The organism is Pseudomonas sp. B707 (assembly GCF_022496685.1).
Lineage (GTDB): Bacteria > Pseudomonadota > Gammaproteobacteria > Pseudomonadales > Pseudomonadaceae > Aquipseudomonas > Aquipseudomonas paraglycinae.
The window spans coordinates 63,669-82,586 of sequence record NZ_WTVE01000006.1 but is presented as its reverse complement, the minus strand read 5'-3'; the positions used below and the strand labels follow the sequence as shown (position 1 = coordinate 82,586).

Annotated in this window: 19 protein-coding genes; 16 read left to right on the top strand and 3 right to left on the bottom strand. The window is 60.5% G+C overall.

The genetic code is table 11. From position 1 onward, the window contains the following. Positions 1 to 34: 34 nt before the first annotated feature. On the bottom strand, positions 35 to 1,003 hold the full coding sequence (locus tag GQX66_RS02080; protein ID WP_007950962.1) for a polyprenyl synthetase family protein: 969 nt from the start codon (positions 1,001 to 1,003) through the stop codon (positions 35 to 37). Between the two features lie 241 nt (positions 1,004 to 1,244). Between GQX66_RS02080 and rplU the strand changes: the two genes are divergently transcribed. The 5 genes from rplU to GQX66_RS02055 all read left to right on the top strand — a co-directional run bounded on the left by rplU (position 1,245) and on the right by GQX66_RS02055 (position 4,994). After that, positions 1,245 to 1,556, top strand: coding sequence for a 50S ribosomal protein L21 (gene rplU / locus GQX66_RS02075; protein WP_003228361.1), 312 nt, complete (start codon positions 1,245 to 1,247; stop codon positions 1,554 to 1,556). A gap of 35 nt (positions 1,557 to 1,591) precedes the next feature. Beyond that, positions 1,592 to 1,849, top strand: coding sequence for a 50S ribosomal protein L27 (rpmA, locus tag GQX66_RS02070; RefSeq protein ID WP_003228360.1), 258 nt, complete (start codon positions 1,592 to 1,594; stop codon positions 1,847 to 1,849). Between the two features lie 193 nt (positions 1,850 to 2,042). Beyond that, positions 2,043 to 3,266 carry an Obg family GTPase CgtA gene (gene cgtA / locus GQX66_RS02065; protein ID WP_102686320.1) on the top strand — a complete coding sequence of 408 codons (1,224 nt, stop codon included), beginning with the start codon at positions 2,043 to 2,045 and terminating at the stop codon, positions 3,264 to 3,266. Positions 3,267 to 3,400: 134 nt separating this feature from the next. Beyond that, positions 3,401 to 4,519, top strand: a complete 1,119-nt coding sequence (gene proB / locus GQX66_RS02060) for a glutamate 5-kinase (RefSeq protein ID WP_045121906.1) — start codon at positions 3,401 to 3,403, stop codon at positions 4,517 to 4,519. A 10-nt stretch (positions 4,520 to 4,529) separates the two neighbouring features. After that, complete coding sequence (locus GQX66_RS02055; RefSeq protein ID WP_085747711.1) at positions 4,530 to 4,994, top strand: CreA family protein; 465 nt, start codon at positions 4,530 to 4,532, stop codon at positions 4,992 to 4,994. A 125-nt stretch (positions 4,995 to 5,119) separates the two neighbouring features. On the opposite strand, the gene rpsT is transcribed toward GQX66_RS02055, so the two are convergent. Then, positions 5,120 to 5,392, bottom strand: coding sequence for a 30S ribosomal protein S20 (rpsT, locus tag GQX66_RS02050; protein ID WP_003228351.1), 273 nt, complete (start codon positions 5,390 to 5,392; stop codon positions 5,120 to 5,122). Between the two features lie 252 nt (positions 5,393 to 5,644). Between rpsT and murJ the strand changes: the two genes are divergently transcribed. The 6 genes from murJ (at position 5,645) to ispH (ending at position 13,066) form a co-directional block, all read left to right on the top strand. Continuing rightward, positions 5,645 to 7,183 (top strand): murein biosynthesis integral membrane protein MurJ, encoded by a 1,539-nt coding sequence (gene murJ, locus GQX66_RS02045; protein ID WP_240865857.1) that lies wholly within the window; start codon positions 5,645 to 5,647, stop codon positions 7,181 to 7,183. A gap of 129 nt (positions 7,184 to 7,312) precedes the next feature. Next, on the top strand, positions 7,313 to 8,251 hold the full coding sequence (gene ribF / locus GQX66_RS02040) for a bifunctional riboflavin kinase/FAD synthetase (protein WP_085747713.1): 939 nt from the start codon (positions 7,313 to 7,315) through the stop codon (positions 8,249 to 8,251). Positions 8,252 to 8,264: 13 nt separating this feature from the next. After that, the gene (gene ileS / locus GQX66_RS02035; protein ID WP_240865847.1) at positions 8,265 to 11,096 is read left to right on the top strand and encodes an isoleucine--tRNA ligase; all 2,832 of its coding nucleotides are present in this window, start codon (positions 8,265 to 8,267) and stop codon (positions 11,094 to 11,096) included. Next, entirely contained in the window at positions 11,089 to 11,601 is a 513-nt protein-coding gene (gene lspA, locus GQX66_RS02030) for a signal peptidase II (protein ID WP_011336004.1), read from the top strand. The genes ileS and lspA overlap by 8 nt, the downstream gene beginning before the upstream one ends. 7 nt (positions 11,602 to 11,608) lie before the next feature. Next, positions 11,609 to 12,046 (top strand): FKBP-type peptidyl-prolyl cis-trans isomerase, encoded by a 438-nt coding sequence (gene fkpB, locus GQX66_RS02025; RefSeq protein ID WP_170928297.1) that lies wholly within the window; start codon positions 11,609 to 11,611, stop codon positions 12,044 to 12,046. Between the two features lie 75 nt (positions 12,047 to 12,121). Further along, complete coding sequence (ispH, locus tag GQX66_RS02020) at positions 12,122 to 13,066, top strand: 4-hydroxy-3-methylbut-2-enyl diphosphate reductase (RefSeq protein ID WP_007959549.1); 945 nt, start codon at positions 12,122 to 12,124, stop codon at positions 13,064 to 13,066. Here the strand turns inward: ispH and GQX66_RS02015 are convergent. Further along, the gene (locus GQX66_RS02015) at positions 13,038 to 13,592 is read right to left on the bottom strand and encodes a GspH/FimT family pseudopilin (protein ID WP_221615877.1); all 555 of its coding nucleotides are present in this window, start codon (positions 13,590 to 13,592) and stop codon (positions 13,038 to 13,040) included. The genes ispH and GQX66_RS02015 overlap by 29 nt on opposite strands. Positions 13,593 to 13,719: 127 nt before the next feature. Between GQX66_RS02015 and GQX66_RS02010 the strand changes: the two genes are divergently transcribed. From GQX66_RS02010 to GQX66_RS01990, 5 genes are read left to right on the top strand one after another with little or no spacing between them, the layout of a single operon-like run. After that, positions 13,720 to 14,193, top strand: coding sequence for a GspH/FimT family pseudopilin (locus GQX66_RS02010; protein WP_011336001.1), 474 nt, complete (start codon positions 13,720 to 13,722; stop codon positions 14,191 to 14,193). Then, complete coding sequence (pilV, locus tag GQX66_RS02005) at positions 14,190 to 14,639, top strand: type IV pilus modification protein PilV (RefSeq protein ID WP_085747718.1); 450 nt, start codon at positions 14,190 to 14,192, stop codon at positions 14,637 to 14,639. The genes GQX66_RS02010 and pilV overlap by 4 nt, the downstream gene beginning before the upstream one ends. After that, entirely contained in the window at positions 14,636 to 15,349 is a 714-nt protein-coding gene (locus GQX66_RS02000) for a prepilin-type N-terminal cleavage/methylation domain-containing protein (RefSeq protein WP_085747719.1), read from the top strand. The genes pilV and GQX66_RS02000 overlap by 4 nt, the downstream gene beginning before the upstream one ends. A gap of 10 nt (positions 15,350 to 15,359) precedes the next feature. After that, on the top strand, positions 15,360 to 15,839 hold the full coding sequence (locus tag GQX66_RS01995; protein WP_085608694.1) for a PilX N-terminal domain-containing pilus assembly protein: 480 nt from the start codon (positions 15,360 to 15,362) through the stop codon (positions 15,837 to 15,839). After that, entirely contained in the window at positions 15,826 to 18,918 is a 3,093-nt protein-coding gene (locus GQX66_RS01990; protein WP_240865844.1) for a PilC/PilY family type IV pilus protein, read from the top strand. Before GQX66_RS01995 ends, GQX66_RS01990 begins: the two co-directional genes overlap by 14 nt.

Below are 18,918 nucleotides of genomic sequence, written 5' to 3'. Positions count from 1 at the left end.
ACGGAGGCTGCGGTTTTTTATGATGCGGCGTTGATCAGTGCGTGCGGGCGACCGCGAATTCGCTCAGCTCAACCAGTGCATCGCGGTATTCGCTGGCTGGCAGTGCGTCGAGGCATTTGATCGCACGGGCCACGTAGTCACGGGCCAGTTGCGCCGTGTATTCCAGCGAACCGGACGCTTCCACGGCAATGCGGATGCTTTCCAGGTCTTCGATCCCGCCTTTCTGGATCGCCTGGCGTACCAGTGCGGCTTGTTCTGGCGTGCCTTCGCGCATGGTATAGATCAGCGGCAGGGTCGGCTTGCCTTCGGCCAGATCGTCACCGACGTTCTTGCCCAGGGTTTCGGCGTCGCCTTTGTAGTCGAGCAGGTCGTCGACCAGTTGGAACGCCACGCCCAGGTGGTCACCGAAGGTGCGCAGGGCTTCGCTCTGCTCGGCGGTGGCACCGGCCAGCGCAGCGGCGCTGTGGGTCGAAGCCTCGAACAGCATCGCGGTCTTGCCGCGGATCACTTCCATGTAGGTTTCTTCGGTGGTGCTGGCGTCGCGAACCTTGGACAGCTGCAGGACTTCGCCTTCGGCGATGATGCGCGTGGCCTGGGACAGAATCTTCATTACCGGCATCGAGCCCAGTTCGACCATCATCTCGAACGAGCGCGAGTACAGGAAGTCGCCGACCAGTACGCTCGGGGCGTTGCCCCACATGGCGTTGGCGGTCGAACGGCCACGGCGCATGCCGGACATGTCGACCACGTCGTCATGCAGCAGGGTGGCGGTGTGCAGGAATTCGATGGTGGCGGCCAGCAGGCGCATGTCGTCGCCTTCGCGACCCAGGGCCTTGCCACACAGCAGCACCAATAAAGGACGCAGGCGTTTGCCGCCGGCCGACGTGATGTAATCGCCGATTTTCGATACCAGCGGCACTCGGGAAGTCAGCTGCTTCTTGATGATGCCGTCGACGGCGCTAAAATCGTCCGCCACCGCGCGGTAGAAAGCTTGGGGTTGCATCAGCGACAGGTGCTCCAGAAGGGTTGCGCGGCATGCTAGGACCCACGTCCGGGCCTGTCAAGGCGCGATGGACGGCCCCTTGCATGACTTCGAAGGCTTGCGTACAATCGCGCACCCTGAACTTCCTGGGCAGCACCTGCCTTACGCAATTGCACTTGGGCCGTTCCAGCCCCATGCAGCCATGCCAGCCAATACCTCTTCTTATAAAGAGCTGGGTGAGCAGGATTATCGGAGAAATACCATGTACGCAGTAATCGTTACCGGCGGTAAGCAATACAAGGTCGCTGAAGGTGAATACCTGAAGATCGAAAAACTGGAAGTCGCTACTGGCGAATCCGTGACTTTTGACCGCGTTCTGTTGGTCGCCAATGGCGACGACGTGAACATCGGCGCACCTGTTGTTGCTGGCGCAACCGTCAAGGCTGAAGTGATCTCCCAAGGTCGTCACGATAAAGTCCGCATCATCAAGTTCCGTCGCCGTAAGCACCACATGAAGCGTATGGGCCACCGCCAGTGGTTCACCGAGATCAAAATCACCGGTATTCAGGCTTAATTACAGCCTAATTCCTCACTAGGAGAATTGAACTCATGGCACACAAAAAAGCTGGTGGTAGTACCCGTAACGGTCGCGACTCAGAAGCCAAACGCCTTGGCGTGAAGATGTATGGCGGCCAGGTCATCAAGGCCGGCAACATCATCGTGCGTCAGCGCGGCACCCAATTCCACGCTGGCTACGGCGTTGGCATGGGTAAGGATCACACCCTCTTCGCGAAAATCGAAGGCGTGATCAAGTTTGAAGTAAAAGGCGCCTTCGGTCGTCGTTACGTGAGCGTTGTCGCAGCCTAACTGCGAGAGTGCTGGAGAAGCCCTGTCTTGCGACGGGGCTTTTTCGTTTGTGGGGTGAGTCTCTTGCAAAGCTGTTTGTATGGGCTGCCGGCGTGCGATGCAGGTCGTGGATTGGGGTCGCTGCGCTCATTTTTGCAAGAGTCTTATGTCTTGATTGTTTTTCGGCTCGTCCGTACGGCGAGAGGCGTTGGTTATGAAGTTTGTTGATGAAGTATCGATCCGCGTAAAGGCTGGCGACGGCGGCAATGGCTGCATGAGTTTCCGTCGGGAAAAATTCATTGAAAACGGCGGTCCGAACGGTGGTGATGGCGGTGACGGCGGTTCCATCTACATGATGGCCGACGAAAACCTGAACACCTTGGTGGACTACCGGTACACCCGGCACTTCGATGCCGAGCGTGGCTCCAACGGCGGCAGCACCGACTGCACCGGCAAGAAGGGTGAAGACCTGATCCTGCGCGTGCCGGTCGGCACCACCGTGATCGACTCCGCCACCCAGGAAGTCATTGGCGACCTGACCAAGGCTGGTCAGAAGCTGATGGTGGTTCAGGGTGGCTGGCACGGTCTTGGTAATACCCGTTTCAAATCCAGTACCAACCGTGCGCCGCGCCAGACCACCCCGGGTAAGCCGGGCGAGCAGCGCGACCTGAAACTGGAAATGAAGGTTCTGGCCGACGTTGGCCTGCTGGGCCTGCCGAACGCCGGTAAAAGTACCTTTATCCGTTCGGTATCGGCTGCCAAGCCGAAAGTCGCCGATTACCCGTTCACCACGCTGGTGCCGAACCTGGGTGTGGTCAGCGTCGATCGCTGGAAAAGCTTCGTCATCGCCGACATCCCGGGGCTGATCGAAGGCGCTTCCGACGGTGCCGGTCTGGGCATTCGTTTCCTCAAGCACCTGGCGCGTACCCGTCTGTTGCTGCACCTCGTGGATATGGCGCCGCTGGACGACAGCAGTGCGCCGGACGCCGCTGAAGTGATCGTCAACGAGTTGATCAAGTTCAGCCCGTCGCTGGCCGAGCGTGATCGCTGGCTGGTGCTGAACAAGTGCGACCAGATCCTCGAAGAAGAGCACGAGGAGCGGGTCAAGGAAGTGGTCGAGCGTCTGCAGTGGGAAGGTCCGGTCTATGTGATCTCGGCCATCGCCAAAGAAGGTACCGAGCGCCTGACGCGCGATATCATGCGCTACCTGGAGGATCGTGCCGATCGCCTGGCCAATGACCCGGCCTACAAGGAAGAACTGGCCGATCTCGATCAGCGCATCGAAGACGAAGCCCGTGCTCAGTTGCAGGCGCTGGACGACAAGCGTGCCCTGCGTCGCAGCGGCGTGAAGTCGGTCCATGACATCGGCGACGATGACTGGGACGAAGAAGATGTGGATGACGAAGACGGTCCGGAAATCATTTACGTGCGTGACTGATTCGTTGCAGTAAACTTAAGCGCCGCTCAATCGAGCGGCGTTTTAGTATCTGGAAATCGGTTGGTCACGAATAACCACGAATAACGTCACGGGCAGCGCTGGGTCGCGTTGCCCTCAAGCTAAGGTTGAAGATGATGCGGAGCAAGGTGACAGGTGCGCAGCGTTGGGTCGTGAAGATCGGCAGCGCTTTGCTGACGGCGGATGGCAAAGGGCTGGATCGCGCGGCAATGGGTGTCTGGGTCGAGCAGATGGTGGCTTTGCACGAGGCCGGCGTCGAGCTGGTGCTGGTGTCCTCCGGGGCAGTGGCGGCGGGCATGAGTCGCTTGGGCTGGACCGCTCGACCCAGCGCGATGCACGAGCTCCAGGCCGCTGCCGCAATCGGCCAGATGGGCTTGGTGCAGGCCTGGGAATCGAGCTTTGCCGAGCACGGTCGGCACACTGCGCAGATTCTGCTGACCCATGACGACCTGTCCGACCGCAAGCGCTACCTGAATGCCCGCAGCACCTTGCGCGCGCTGGTCGAGCTGAAAGTCATCCCGGTGATCAATGAAAATGACACCGTGGTCACCGACGAAATCCGTTTCGGCGACAACGATACGCTCGCGGCGCTGGTGGCCAACCTGGTCGAGGCCGATCTGCTGGTGATCCTGACGGATCGCGACGGCATGTTCGACGCCGATCCGCGCAATAACCCTGACGCCCAACTGATTTACGAAGCGCGCGCCGATGATCCGACGCTGGATGCGGTGGCGGGCGGTACTGGTGGTGCATTGGGTCGTGGCGGCATGCAGACCAAGCTGCGCGCGGCGCGGCTGGCGGCACGTTCCGGCGCGCATACCATCATTGTTGGTGGGCGTCTGGAGCGCGTGCTTGATCGTCTGAAGGCGGGTGAGCGCATTGGTACGTTGCTGTCGCCTGAGCGCGGTATGCTCGCGGCGCGCAAGCAGTGGCTGGCCGGACATCTGCAAACCCGTGGCACGCTGGTGTTGGATGATGGTGCGGTTTCCGCGTTGTCCCAGGGTAACAAAAGCTTGCTGCCGGTTGGTGTCAAACTGGTTCAGGGCAGTTTTCGTCGCGGCGAAATGGTGGTTTGCGTGGCACCGGACGGTCGTGAGATCGCCCGTGGCCTGGCCAACTACAGCGCGCTGGAAGCGCAAAAAATCATCGGTCAGTCGTCTGATGCGATTGTCGGTTTACTGGGTTACATGGCTGAGCCGGAACTGGTTCACCGTGACAACCTGATTCTGGTGTAAGGAAAACGCGATGCGCATGGCAAAAGGATTGTTGGGCTTGTTGATGGCGCTGCCATTGCTGGCCTCGGCCGAGGAAATCGGTCAGGTGTCGACGGTGTTCAAATTTGTCGGGCCCAACGACCGGATCGTGGTCGAGGCATTCGATGATCCGAAGGTTGAAGGTGTGACTTGCTACCTGTCGCGCGCCAAGACGGGTGGTGTGAAGGGTGGGTTGGGTCTGGCAGAGGATCGTGCCGAGGCGTCCATTGCTTGTCGTCAGGTCGGGCCGATCAACTTCAAGGGTGAGTTGAAGGATGGCGAAGAGGTGTTCAAGGAGCGCACTTCGCTGGTGTTCAAGACCATGCAAGTGGTGCGATTCCTCGACAAGAAGCGCAATACGCTGGTGTATCTGGTCTACAGCGATCGTCTGATCGAGGGTAGCCCGCAGAATGCGGTGACGGCGATCCCGATTTTGCCGTGGGCGTCGGCTCGTTAATCGCGCGTAAAAAAAAGAGGAGTCGGTTGGCTCCTCTTTTTTTTGCCTGTGATTTGCTGAGGTCAGAGCAAATCGCAGGCAATAAAAAACCGACCCTGAGGTCGGTTTTTTAATGACTACGTCGCTTAGGCAGCTTCTTTCAGTGCCTTGACGTGGCCATTCAGGCGGCTCTTATGACGAGCAGCCTTGTTCTTGTGGATGATGCCTTTATCGGCCATACGGTCGATAACTGGCACAGCCAGAACGTATGCAGCTTGAGCTTTTTCAGCGTCTTTTGCGTCGATGGCTTTAACTACATTCTTGATGTAGGTACGAACCATGGAACGCAGGCTGGCGTTGTGGCTGCGACGCTTCTCAGCCTGTTTTGCACGTTTTTTGGCGGAAGGTGAGTTGGCCACCGTCGAGCTCCTCGAAAGACTTTTTAGGAAATAGCAAACAAAATAGGCCGCGAATCATGCCGATGAAGAGATGTCTTGTCAAGGGCGCTTGAGACGTTCCGCTAAGTGGTAGGTATAAAGAGGCGGGATATTTATTTCCGGCGCTTGACCTGTAAACTCGCGAGCTTTGGCTCTGTGCTGTTGCGGCGCGGAGTATCGCACAAGTGGGCGCGTTATTCGCCTGCTGTTTATCGACAGGCACACATTCCTTCAATGAATCTGCTCAAATCGTTGGCCGCCGTCAGCTCTATCACGATGCTTTCCCGGATTCTCGGGTTTGTTCGCGACACGCTCATCGCCCGCACCTTCGGCGCCGGAATGGCGACCGACGCCTTCTTCATCGCCTTCAAACTGCCCAACCTGCTGCGCAGGATTTTCGCCGAGGGCGCATTTTCCCAGGCTTTTGTGCCTATCCTGGCCGAATATAAAAGCCAGAAGGGCGAAGAGGCGACGCGCACCTTTATTGCCTACGTTTCCGGTCTGCTGACGCTGGTGCTGGCGCTGGTCACCGCGCTGGGCATGATTGCCGCGCCCTGGGTGATCTGGGCCACGGCGCCGGGTTTCACCGATACGCCGGAAAAATTCCAGCTGACCTCCGACCTGCTGCGAGTGACCTTCCCTTATATATTGCTGATCTCCCTGTCTTCCCTGGCGGGGGCGATCCTCAATACCTGGAACCGTTTCTCGGTGCCGGCATTCGTGCCGACCCTTCTCAACGTCAGCATGATCGTGTTTTCGCTGTTCCTGACGCCGTACTTCGATCCACCGGTCATGGCCCTCGGCTGGGCAGTGCTGGTTGGTGGTCTGGCGCAGTTGCTCTATCAACTGCCGCACCTGAAAAAGATCGGCATGCTGGTGCTGCCGCGCCTGAATCTGCGTGATACCGGCGTCTGGCGGGTGATGAAACAGATGCTGCCGGCGATCATCGGCGTCTCGGTCAGCCAGATTTCCCTGATCATCAACACCATTTTCGCCTCGTTCCTGGTGGCGGGTTCGGTGTCGTGGATGTATTACGCCGACCGTTTGATGGAACTGCCGTCCGGTGTGCTGGGTGTGGCGTTGGGCACGATTCTGCTGCCGACCTTGGCCAAGACCTACGCCAGCAAGGATCGCCACGAATATTCGCGGATTCTCGACTGGGGCCTGCGCCTGTGCTTCGTGCTGGTGCTGCCGTGTGCGCTGGCGCTGGGGATTCTGGCCGAGCCGTTGACGGTTTCGCTGTTCCAGTACGGCCAGTTCAGCGGTTTTGACGCGGAAATGACGCAGCGGGCGCTGATTGCCTATTCTGTCGGTCTGCTCGGGATTATCGTGATCAAAGTGCTGGCGCCGGGCTTTTATGCGCAACAAAACATCCGTACGCCGGTAAAAATCGCAATCTTCACCCTGGTGGTTACTCAACTGTTCAACCTGGTGCTGATCGGTCCGCTGGCCCATGCCGGTCTGGCGTTGGCGATCAGCGCCGGTGCCTGCCTGAATGCCGGGCTGCTGTTCTATCAATTGCGCAAACAGCAGATGTATCAACCGCAGCCGGGCTGGTTGAAGTTCGGTTTCAAGCTTGTGGTTGCGGTGGCGGTGATGTCGGCGGTGCTGTTGATCGGCATGCATTTCATGCCCGCTTGGGATCAGGGCCACATGTTGGAGCGCTTCCTGCGCCTGGGCGCGTTGGTGGTTGCCGGCGTGGTCGCTTATTTCGGTATGTTGCTGCTGCTTGGTTTCCGCCTGCGCGACTTCAATCGCAAGGCGTTGAACTGAGGTTTCACCCTTGAAAGACGGGCGCGAGCCGGCAGTTTTGTCGGCTCGATCACTTTGGGTTACGGTGTTGCCTGTCGTCGGCCGTCGGGTGTGGTTATAATCGGCCACTTTATGAGCAAGAAGCGCGTTATGCAGCTGGTTCGAGGCCTCCACAATCTGCGCCCCCAGCATCGGGGCTGCGTCGCCACTATTGGCAACTTTGACGGTGTTCACCGTGGTCACCAGGCTATTCTGGCCCGACTGCGTGAGCGTGCGCTCGAGTTGGGCGTACCCAGCTGCGTGGTGATTTTCGAGCCGCAGCCACGGGAATTCTTTGCCCCGGAGACCGCGCCGGCGCGTCTGGCCCGGTTGCGCGACAAGCTGCAACTGCTGGCCGCCGAAGGCGTCGACCGGGTCTTGTGCCTGGCCTTCAACCAGCGCCTGAGCAAACTCAGCGCCAGCGAGTTCGTCGATACCATCCTGGTCGATGGCCTCGGCGTGCAGCATCTGGAGGTCGGTGACGATTTCCGCTTCGGTTGCGACCGTCTCGGTGATTTTGATTTCCTGTTGCAGGCCGGGCAGGTTCACGGTTTTACCGTGGAAGCCGCGCAAACCGTCGAGCTGGACGGCATTCGTGTCAGCAGCACCCAGGTGCGCAACGCGTTGGCCGCCGCCGATTTCGCGCTCGCCGAACGTTTGCTCGGTCGCCGATACCGGATTGCCGGTCGCGTGCTGCATGGCCAGAAACTGGCCCGTCAACTGGGTACGCCCACGGCGAATATTCAACTGAAACGCCGTCGCGTGCCGTTCACCGGGGTTTACCTGGTCGACGTCGACATCGACGGCAAGACCTGGCCCGGCGTCGCCAATATCGGCGTTCGGCCCACGGTCCAAGGTGATGGCAAGGCCCACCTTGAAGTCCATCTTTTAGATTTTGCCGGCGATCTGTATGACCGGCGTTTGACGGTGGTTTTCCACCAGAAGCTGCGTGAAGAGCAGCGTTTCGCCTCCCTGGAGGCATTGAAAACGGCGATCAGCGCGGATGTCGCCGCCGCCCGTGCACTAGCCGCACCTAGCGCCCATCGCTAATGAAGAGCCTTAAATGACCGACTATAAAGCCACGCTAAACCTTCCGGACACCGCCTTCCCAATGAAGGCCGGCCTGCCACAGCGCGAACCGCAGATCCTGCAGCGCTGGGACAGTATTGGCCTGTACGGAAAGTTGCGCGAGATTGGCAAGGATCGTCCAAAGTTCGTCCTGCACGACGGCCCTCCGTACGCCAACGGTACGATCCACATCGGTCACGCACTGAACAAGATTCTCAAGGACATGATCATCCGCTCGAAGACCCTGTCGGGCTTCGACGCGCCGTATGTCCCGGGCTGGGATTGCCACGGCCTGCCGATCGAGCACAAGGTTGAAGTGACCCACGGCAAGAACCTGGGCGCGGACAAGACCCGCGAACTGTGCCGTGCCTACGCCACCGAGCAGATCGAAGGGCAGAAGTCCGAATTCATCCGTCTCGGCGTGCTGGGCGACTTCGCCAATCCGTACAAGACCATGAACTTCAAGAACGAGGCCGGTGAAATCCGCGCCCTCGCCGAAATTGTCAAGGGCGGTTTCGTGTTCAAGGGCTTGAAACCTGTGAACTGGTGCTTCGATTGCGGTTCGGCCCTGGCCGAAGCGGAAGTCGAGTACGAGAACAAGAAGTCCTCGACCATCGACGTAGCGTTCCCGATCGCTGACGAGGCCAAACTGGCCGCCGCATTCGGTCTGCCGTCCCTGGGCAAACCGGCCTCGATCGTGATCTGGACCACCACCCCGTGGACCATCCCGGCGAACCAGGCGCTCAACGTTCACCCGGAATTCACCTACGCTTTGGTCGACATCGGCGACAAGCTGCTGGTGCTGGCTGAAGAACTGGTCGAATCCTGCCTGACCCGTTACGGCGTCGAAGGCACCGTATTGGCCACCGCACCGGGTTCGGCGCTGGAACTGATCAATTTCCGTCACCCGTTCTATGACCGTCTGTCGCCGGTGTACCTGGCCGACTACGTGGAACTGGGCGCCGGCACCGGCGTGGTTCACTCCGCACCGGCCTACGGCGTTGACGACTTCGTGACCTGCAAGAAATACGGCATGGTCAACGACGACATCCTCAACCCGGTACAGAGCAATGGCGTTTACGTGCCGTCGCTGGAGTTCTTCGGCGGCCAGTTCATCTGGAAGGCCAACCCGGCCATCGTTGAAAAACTCACCGAAGTTGGTGCGCTGCTGCACACCACCGTCATCGAACACAGCTACATGCACTGCTGGCGCCACAAGACCCCGCTGATCTACCGCGCCACCGCGCAGTGGTTCATCGGCATGGACAAAGAGCCGGTCAGCGGCGACACCCTGCGCGTACGCTCGCTCAAAGCCATCGAAGACACCAAGTTCGTTCCGGCCTGGGGCCAGGCGCGTCTGCACTCGATGATCGCCAACCGTCCGGACTGGTGCATCTCCCGTCAGCGCAACTGGGGCGTGCCGATCCCGTTCTTCCTGAACAAGGAAAGCGGTGAACTGCACCCACGCACCGTCGAGCTGATGGAAGAAGTCGCCAAGCGCGTTGAAGTCGAAGGCATCGAAGCCTGGTTCAAACTCGACGCGGCCGAACTGCTGGGCGATGAAGCGCCGCAGTACGACAAGATCAGCGACACCCTCGACGTCTGGTTCGACTCGGGCACCACGCACTGGCACGTCCTGCGCGGTTCGCACCCGATGGGCCACGAAACCGGCCCGCGTGCCGACCTGTACCTGGAAGGTTCGGACCAGCACCGTGGCTGGTTCCACTCGTCCTTGCTGACCGGTTGCGCCATCGACAACCACGCGCCGTACCGCGAGCTGCTGACCCACGGTTTCACCGTGGACGAGTCCGGCCGCAAGATGTCCAAGTCCCTGGGCAACGTGATCGCGCCGCAGAAAGTCAACGACACCCTGGGCGCCGACATCATGCGTCTGTGGGTCGCGTCGACCGACTACTCGGGCGAGATGGCCGTGTCCGAGCAGATCCTGCAACGCAGTGCGGATGCCTACCGTCGTATCCGTAACACCGCACGCTTCCTGCTTTCCAACCTGACCGGTTTCAACCCGGCCACCGACCTGCTGCCGGCCGAAGACATGCTGGCGCTGGATCGCTGGGCGGTGGATCGCACCCTGCTGCTGCAACGCGAGTTGCAAGAGCACTACGGCGAATACCGTTTCTGGAACGTCTACTCGAAGATCCACAACTTCTGCGTGCAGGAGCTGGGTGGTTTCTACCTGGACATCATCAAGGATCGCCAGTACACCACCGGCGCCGACAGCAAGGCCCGTCGTTCGTGCCAGACCGCGCTGTTCCACATCTCCGAAGCGCTGGTGCGCTGGATCGCGCCGATCCTGGCGTTCACCGCCGACGAGCTGTGGCAATACCTGCCGGGCGAGCGCAACGAATCGGTGATGCTCAACACCTGGTACGAAGGCCTGACCGAGTTGCCGGAAGGCTTCGAGCTGGGTCGCGAGTACTGGGATCGCATCATGGAAGTGAAGGTGGCGGTCAACAAAGAGATGGAAATCCAGCGCGCGGCCAAGGCCGTCGGTGGCAACCTGCAAGCCGAAGTGACGCTGTTCGCCGAAGACGCGCTGACCGCCGACCTGGCCAAGCTGAGCAACGAGCTGCGCTTTGTCCTGATCACTTCGACTGCCACTGTTGCACCGTTCGTGCAGGCTCCGGCCGATGCTGTGGCCACCGAAGTCAGCGGCCTGAAGCTGAAGATCGTCAAGTCCGCCTTCCCGAAATGTGCCCGTTGCTGGCACTGCCGCGAAGACGTCGGCGTGAACCCGGAGCATCCGGAAATCTGCGGCCGTTGCGTGGACAACATCGATGGCGCCGGTGAGGTTCGTCACTATGCCTAATGCCGTTGGCCGTTTCGGACGGCTGAGCTGGCTCTGGTTGAGCTTGCTGGTTCTGGTCATCGACCAGGCCAGCAAGTTCTACTTCGAAGGCAAGCTCGAGATGTTCCAGCAGATCGTGGTCATTCCCGATCTGTTCAGCTGGACGCTGGCCTACAACACCGGCGCTGCCTTCAGCTTCCTCGCGGACAGCTCCGGCTGGCAGCGCTGGCTGTTTGCCCTGATCGCGATTGCGGTCAGTGCGGTGCTGGTGGTCTGGCTCAAACGCCTGGGTCGCAACGAAACCTGGCTGGCCATTGCGCTGGCGCTGGTGCTGGGCGGCGCACTGGGCAACCTTTATGACCGCATTGCCCTCGGCCATGTGATCGATTTCATTCTGGTGCACTGGCAGAACCGCTGGTACTTCCCGGCGTTCAATTTCGCCGACAGCGCCATCACCGTTGGCGCGGTGATGCTGGCACTGGACATGTTCAAAAGTAAAAAAACCGGAGAAGCCGTTCATGACTGAACAGGTATTGGCTGAGCAACGCATCGGCCAGAACACGGAAGTCACCTTGCACTTTGCATTGCGCCTGGAGAACGGCGACACGGTCGACAGTACTTTCGACAAAGCCCCTGCGACCTTCAAGGTCGGCGACGGCAACCTGCTGCCGGGCTTCGAGGCGGCACTGTTCGGTTTCAAGGCTGGCGACAAGCGTACACTGACCGTCGAGCCGGAAAACGCCTTCGGCCAGCCGAACCCGCAAAACGTGCAGATCATTCCGCGTTCGCAGTTTGCGGACATGGAACTGTCGCCGGGTCTGCTGGTGATCTTCAACGATGCGGCCAATACTGAGCTGCCGGGTGTGGTGAAAGAGTTCGACGACGCGCAAGTGACCGTCGACTTCAATCACCCGCTGGCTGGCAAGACGCTGACCTTTGACGTGGAAATCTTCTCCGTCAAAGCGCTGTAATTGCTGTTCTGCAGGAGCCGGCTGACCGGCTCCTGTAATGATCCAATCTTTCGCGCGCAAGACACGAGGCACCGCATGCAAATCAAACTCGCCAACCCCCGTGGCTTCTGCGCCGGCGTGGACCGGGCGATCGAAATCGTCAACCGCGCCCTGGAGGTCTTCGGGCCGCCGATCTATGTGCGTCACGAAGTGGTGCACAACAAGTTTGTGGTCGAAGACCTGCGCAGTCGTGGCGCGATTTTCGTCGAGGAACTCGATCAGGTACCGGACGACGTTATCGTGATCTTCAGTGCCCACGGCGTCTCGCAAGCCGTGCGCACCGAAGCCGCCGGCCGTGGCCTGAAAGTGTTCGACGCTACCTGTCCATTGGTGACCAAGGTACACATCGAAGTCGCGAAATACAGCCGCGACGGCCGTGAATGCATCCTGATCGGTCACGCCGGTCACCCGGAAGTCGAAGGCACCATGGGCCAGTACGACGCCAGCAATGGCGGTGCGATCTACCTCGTCGAAGACGAGAAGGATGTCGCCGAGTTGCAGGTACATAACCCGGACAAACTGGCCTTCGTCACCCAGACCACACTGTCCATGGATGACACCAGCCGTGTCATCGATGCGCTGCGTACGCGTTTCCCGGCCATTGGCGGGCCGCGCAAGGACGATATCTGCTACGCCACACAAAACCGTCAGGACGCGGTCAAGCAACTGGCCGACGAATGCGACGTGGTGTTGGTGGTGGGCAGCCCTAACAGCTCCAACTCCAACCGCCTGCGTGAACTGGCCGAACGCATGGCCACGCCGGCCTACCTGATCGACGGCGCCGAAGACCTGCAAAAGAGCTGGTTCGACGGTGTCGAGCGTATCGGCATCACCGCCGGTGCCTCCGCTCCGGAAGTTCTGGTGCGTGGCGTGATCCAGCAGTTGCAGGCCTGGGGCGCCACCGGCGCCGACGAACTGGCCGGGCGTGAGGAGAACATCACGTTCTCGATGCCTAAAGAGCTGCGCGTTCGCTCGATCTGATCGCTTTATCCTTTCGGCAAAGCGCCTGTTCAGCCTTTTGGCTGGTCAGGCGTACGCGACCGGTTGCCGCCAGCACCACCTGGAGCTGGCTGACCGGCTCGCGAGCCGAGCATAGATGTAACGTCCCCGCCTGAAATTTCCGGTCCGGCACCAGTGGCTGGCCCAGGCTGCTGAAGCGTATGTAGCGGCTCACCAGCCAGTTGCCGACAATCGGTATCTTTGCGTCACTCGCCTGCTCGATCAGCAAGGGATTACCGGCATCTCCCGGACCCTTTCCGCTGATATCCAGAATGATCCGCCAGCCTTGGCCCCAATCACCGTTGATGCCATGAATCACCACGCTTTGGTTGCGCGTGATGGCCATGGTCCGGGCATTGCGGATCCCGTCGAGCAAAGACTGCGCGGCCAGCTGCCGCCGGTTTGATTCGGTGAGGTCCGCCAGCGCCGGACTGACCAGCGACAGAACAATTGCGCCGATCGCCAGTCCCATAAGCAGTTCGACCAGACTGAAACCCTGTTGCGGCATGTGCGCGTCCTCCCTGGATTGTGCACAGCGGCGCAATCCGTGCGCCGTTCGCGGTAAATCAACCGGCGCATGCCGGTCGAATGTTCTAGGTTTGTACAGGTATAGCCGACGGCAACGGAGGGCATCGATGGATCATCGTACAAAAGGTTTCACGCTGATCGAGCTGTTGGTGGCGGTCGCGGTGTTTGTGATCCTGATCACGATGGCGGTGCCGGGATTCACCCGTTCGGTGCAGGGCAGCAAGGCCGACACCGAGGTCGGCGACCTGCAACGGGCCCTCAACTACGCAAGGCTCGAGGCGATCAACCGGGGCGTCACCACCCGCTTGCGGCCGAGCGCCGGCGGCAGTGTCTGGACCGGCGAGTTGTCGGTCTACGACAGTACTGGCACTCCGGCCAATGTATTGCGGGTTGTTCCAGCGATGAGCAGCGGCGCGGCTCTGACGCTACCCTCTGGAGTGACCGCGCTGGATTTCAACAATCTGGGCGGACTGGCGGCACCGTCCACGGCGGTGGTCATCAGTTATGTGCTGGGAACGCAAAGCAGGACGCTGAACGTGTGTCTGAACGGACGAATTCAATTGGGTGGAAGTTGCGGATGAGGGCAGGGAGCAAGCACGCACAGGAGGGCATGACGCTGATTGAAGTGCTGGTCGCGTTACTGATTCTGACGGTCGGGTTGCTGGGCGCAGCAGCGGTTCAGCTCAATGCGCTGAAGTACACCGACAGCTCACGGATGACCAGCCAGGCGAGTTTTATCGCCTACGACATGATGGACCGGATCCGCGCCAACTCGGGCGCCGACTACACTGTCACGCCGCCGACTACGGGCAACCTGAGTGTCGCCCGGGATCAGGATCTCTACGACTTCACCACCAACATCGTCAATTTTGGCGGACCGACCGCCACCGGCAGCATCACCCTCAATCAGCGCGTGTACACCATCACCATCACCTGGAGTGACGCGCGTGCTGCCAATACGACCAGTGCAACCCGCAGCTTTGTGCTGACCAGCCGCGCTGCGGTCGATCCGGTGGCCACGCCATGAAGCGCAAAAACCTGGGCTTTGGCCTGATCGAAATGCTGGTTGCTCTGGCGCTGGGGTTGATCGTGGTACTCGGCGTGGTGCAGATTTTCCTGGCGGCGAAGAATACTTACGTCAGCCAGAACAGTGCGGCCGCCATGCAGGAAGACGCGCGGTTCGTGTTGAGCAAGATGATTCAGGAACTGCGCATGGTGGGTATGTTCGGCTGCCTGGGCACGATTACCGATTCCAGCTCGGCGGGGGATTTCAATACGGCGCAGATCACGCCGATCAGCTGGGACAACGCCAACCTCAAGCTGACCCTGGTTACCGCCGATGTCGGCAGTGCGGGCGGGACACCGACCTGGACCGTGGTCTCCGATTGCCGCAACAGCGCCACCGCTTATACCGGCGCGCGGGCGGCGGCGACGGGCCAGATCGCATTTCCGATCCGTCGGCTGGTCTACAGCTTCAGCAACAACCAGATTCTGATGGGCACCGGCAGCGGTAACCCGGCCCAGCAGGTGCTGGTGAACAACGTCAGCGCGTTCACGGTGATGTTTGGTCTTGCGAGTTCCGCGACCGACGTCGCGGCGTCCACCTACAGCGCCAACCCCGGTGATCCGGCACGGATCCGCAGCGTGCGCCTGAGCCTGACCCTCACTGACCCGAACAACCGGGTCCGCAATCAAACCTTCAACGTGGTTGCCGCCTTGCGCAACCGCTTGCAGTGAGGGGCGCACGATGAACGTTTCTCTCCATCGGCGACGGTCCCAGGGCGGCATGGTGTTGTTGGTCAGCCTGGTGTTTCTGCTGCTCCTGACGCTGATCGGCCTGTCATCGATGCAGAGCGCCAACCTGCAGGAAAAAATGGCTGGCAGCGTGAGCCTGCGCAATCAATCGTTCCAGACTGCCGAGGCGGCACTGCGTATCGGTGAAAGTGCGGTGCAACTGGACGGCTACGCGCTGGCGGTGTGCGCCAGCACCACTCAATGTGCGCCGCCGGCGGAATCCTCGGTGGTCAGCGCAGCGGGGCTCAACTCCACGTCGGGCGTGACCTGGATCGCCGCTGGCAGCGGGTTCTACGGGGTGCAGAACATCGGCACGACCCTGACGGCGGTGAATGTGCCGAGCAACACCTCGGCGACTTTGTACAGGGTCACGGCCGTCGGCATCGCCGGCACCTCGCGCAGTGTGGTGGAGAGTGTCTATGCGAAGTACTGAGCGACGCTTCAAGTGGCTGTCGCTGCTGCTCGGCATGCTGACCGGGCTTTATCTGGCTGCACCGGCGTTTGCTTTCACGCCGTCCGATTCGCCGCTGTTGAGCGCGGCGGCCGTGCCACCGAACGTGATGTTGATGATCGACGGCTCAGGCAGCATGAACAGCATCATTTATGCGACGGGTTTTGATCCGACCGTGGATCGCACGGCGGCCCGCCAGTGCAACGCGGTCATCGGCCTGTGCCTGAGCTCAACTGCCATTACCGGCGATACGATCTTTCTGTCGAGCCTGCCAACCTCCGGCTGCTCCGGCGGTGCCTATGCGTTCTACAACAACAGCCTGACGCCGCTCTGCCTGAAGCTGCCGGATCCGGTGGGCAGCGGCAACACTCGCTATTCGGCGGATTACATTTCCTATGTGGTCGGGCTGGCGATCAACAACGGCACGCGCGACTTCACCACCGGCGCGATTCCCAACGACTACCGGATCAACGTGGCGCGCAACGTTTCCACCGCACTGGTCACCAGCAACCGCAACCTGCGCATGGGTCTGGCCACCTTCAACCCGGCCACCAGCAATAACCCTGGCAACGGTGGTTTCATTGCCCGCTCCATCAGCGACCTGTCACCGGTCAGCGGCAGCGTGACCCAGGCCCAGGCCGACACCAACTACAACGCACTGATTTCGTCGATCAACGGCCTGAGCGCGGTGGCCAACACACCGCTGGCCGAGACCTACTACGAAATCACCCGCTACATGCGCGGGATGGCGCCGTACTACAACAGCACGCCGAGCACTTACACCAGCCCGATCCAGTACCGCTGCCAGAAAAACTACGGGGTGGTCATCACCGACGGTTTGCCGACCTACGACCGAACCTTTCCGAACAATGACCCGCTGGGTGGCAGCCGCTTGCCGAACTGGGACGGCATCAACAATGACGGGAACAACCTGAACGGGGACGGGGAGGGCGATACGCTGTACCTGGACGATATCGCCAAGTTCGCCTTCGATATCGACATGCGTTCGACCGGTACCGACGCGGCAGGCAAGAGTTGGAATGCGGTGGATTTTCCCAGGCAGAACATGAACACCTACACCGTGGGTTTTACCGCTTCCAACGACATGCTCTCGGACGCCGCCGATTACGGACAGGGCCGCTACTACCAGGCGACCGACAGCGCCGGCCTGAATGCCGCGCTGTCCTCGGCGTTGAGCGACATCACCTCCAAGGCCGGCTCCGGCGGCAGCGGTGTCGCCAGCGGGACGACGCTGGCGAGCGGCACCAGTTATTTCCAGACCAGTTATGACCCCAAGGACTGGCGCGGCACGATCAAGTCCTTTGGCTTCAACTCGGCCGGGGCGGTCAATACTTCGGCGGTATTGTGGACCACCGACACCGCCATCGTGCCCGGCGCTACCGCGCCGACCTACCAGTCGTGGAACACCCTGAACAACGCGGCGGTGACGCTGGCTTACGGCAATTTCTCCCCGGCCCAGCAGACCGTTCTCAGCCAGGGTTTACCCGTCGGCATCAGCGGCATCGACCTGGTCGAATGGAGCAAGGGCACCAACAAGGCCGGGCTCAAAGTGCGCAGCGTATTGCTCGGGGACATCATCAACTCGCCGCTCGTATTGGCTTCGCCCACGGAAAAAACCGCTTCCGATCTGGCCGGTGACACCACCTACAGCACCTACCTGACCACCAAGGCTTCGAACATGAATGCCAGCCTGGTGGTGAACGCCAACGACGGTTTTGTCAGCGTCATCAACTCGGCCAACGGTACCCGGCGCTATGCCTACATGCCGTCCAGCGTATTGCCCTCGCTGCGCCTTATTGCCGATCCGAACTACGTCAACGGCGTCAGCCACAAGTTTCTGGTGGATGGTCAGATCGGTGTGTTCGACGCGCAATTCGGCACAGCCTGGAAAACCCTGGCCATCGGCGGGACGGGGGCCGGTGGCAAGAGTTTCTACGGGCTTCAGCTGTTCGACGCCTCGGCGGGCAACGTTATCCGCGCCTTGTGGGAAGTCAGCGCGCCCGCCACCGCCAGTACTTCCAACGCTTTCAATGATCTGGGTTACGCCTATGCCCGTCCGGAGGTGGCACGCTTGGCCGATGGTCGCTGGGCGGCATTCATTGCCAATGGTTACGGCAGCAACTCCGGGGTGGCGGCGCTGTATGTGCTGGATGTGCGCGATGGTTCGTTGATCAAGAAAATCGTCATCGACAGTACGGAAACCACCAACGGTTTGTCCTCGGTGAAGCTGCGGGTCAATTCGCAGAACGTGGTACAGGCCGCATATGGCGGTGACTTGAAGGGGCGGTTGTGGAAATTCGACCTGAGCGCCACGTCGTCCGACAGCTGGGGCGTAGCGTTTTCCGGCAGGCCGTTGTTCACCACGGCTGGTGGGGCGACTCAGCCGATCACCGCGCAACCGTTGCTGGCGGACAATGCTCTGGGCGGCAAACAGATCTTCGTCGGCACCGGTAAATTCAATGAAACCGCCGACAAGACCAACAAGGATCTGCAGGCGTTCTATTCGGTGTGGGACGCCGATGGCGGGTCGGGCCAGATCACAGTCAGCAGTTTGCAGGCGCAGGCGATTACCGGGGTGTTCTCCGGCAGTACCGGGCAGTTCGTCACCACCAGCCAGAACGACACGACCTATCCAGCGGAGAAGGGCTGGTACCTGCCGCTGGTGTACAACAACGCGTTGACCGGCGAACGGGTGATCAACCAGGCCAGTCTGGTGCTGGGACGCATCGTGTTCACCACGGCCAGTGTCGATACCACCGACCCGTGTTCCAGTTTCGGTACCGGCAAACTGATCGAACTCGATGCGTTCAGCGGTAAGATGCTCAACTACGCGGTGCTCGACACCAACGCTGATGGCGTGGTCGACAGCAACGATACGATTTCCAGCGGCGTGGTGTTCACCGGCGGTATCCCAACCCTGAACGCCATCGTCAACGGTGCATCACGCAAGGTCGTGAACGATTCCAGTGGCGGTATCACCACCCTGGTGGAAAAATCCGGCGGCGGCAGCCGTCGTATCATGTGGCGCCAAATTCAGTAA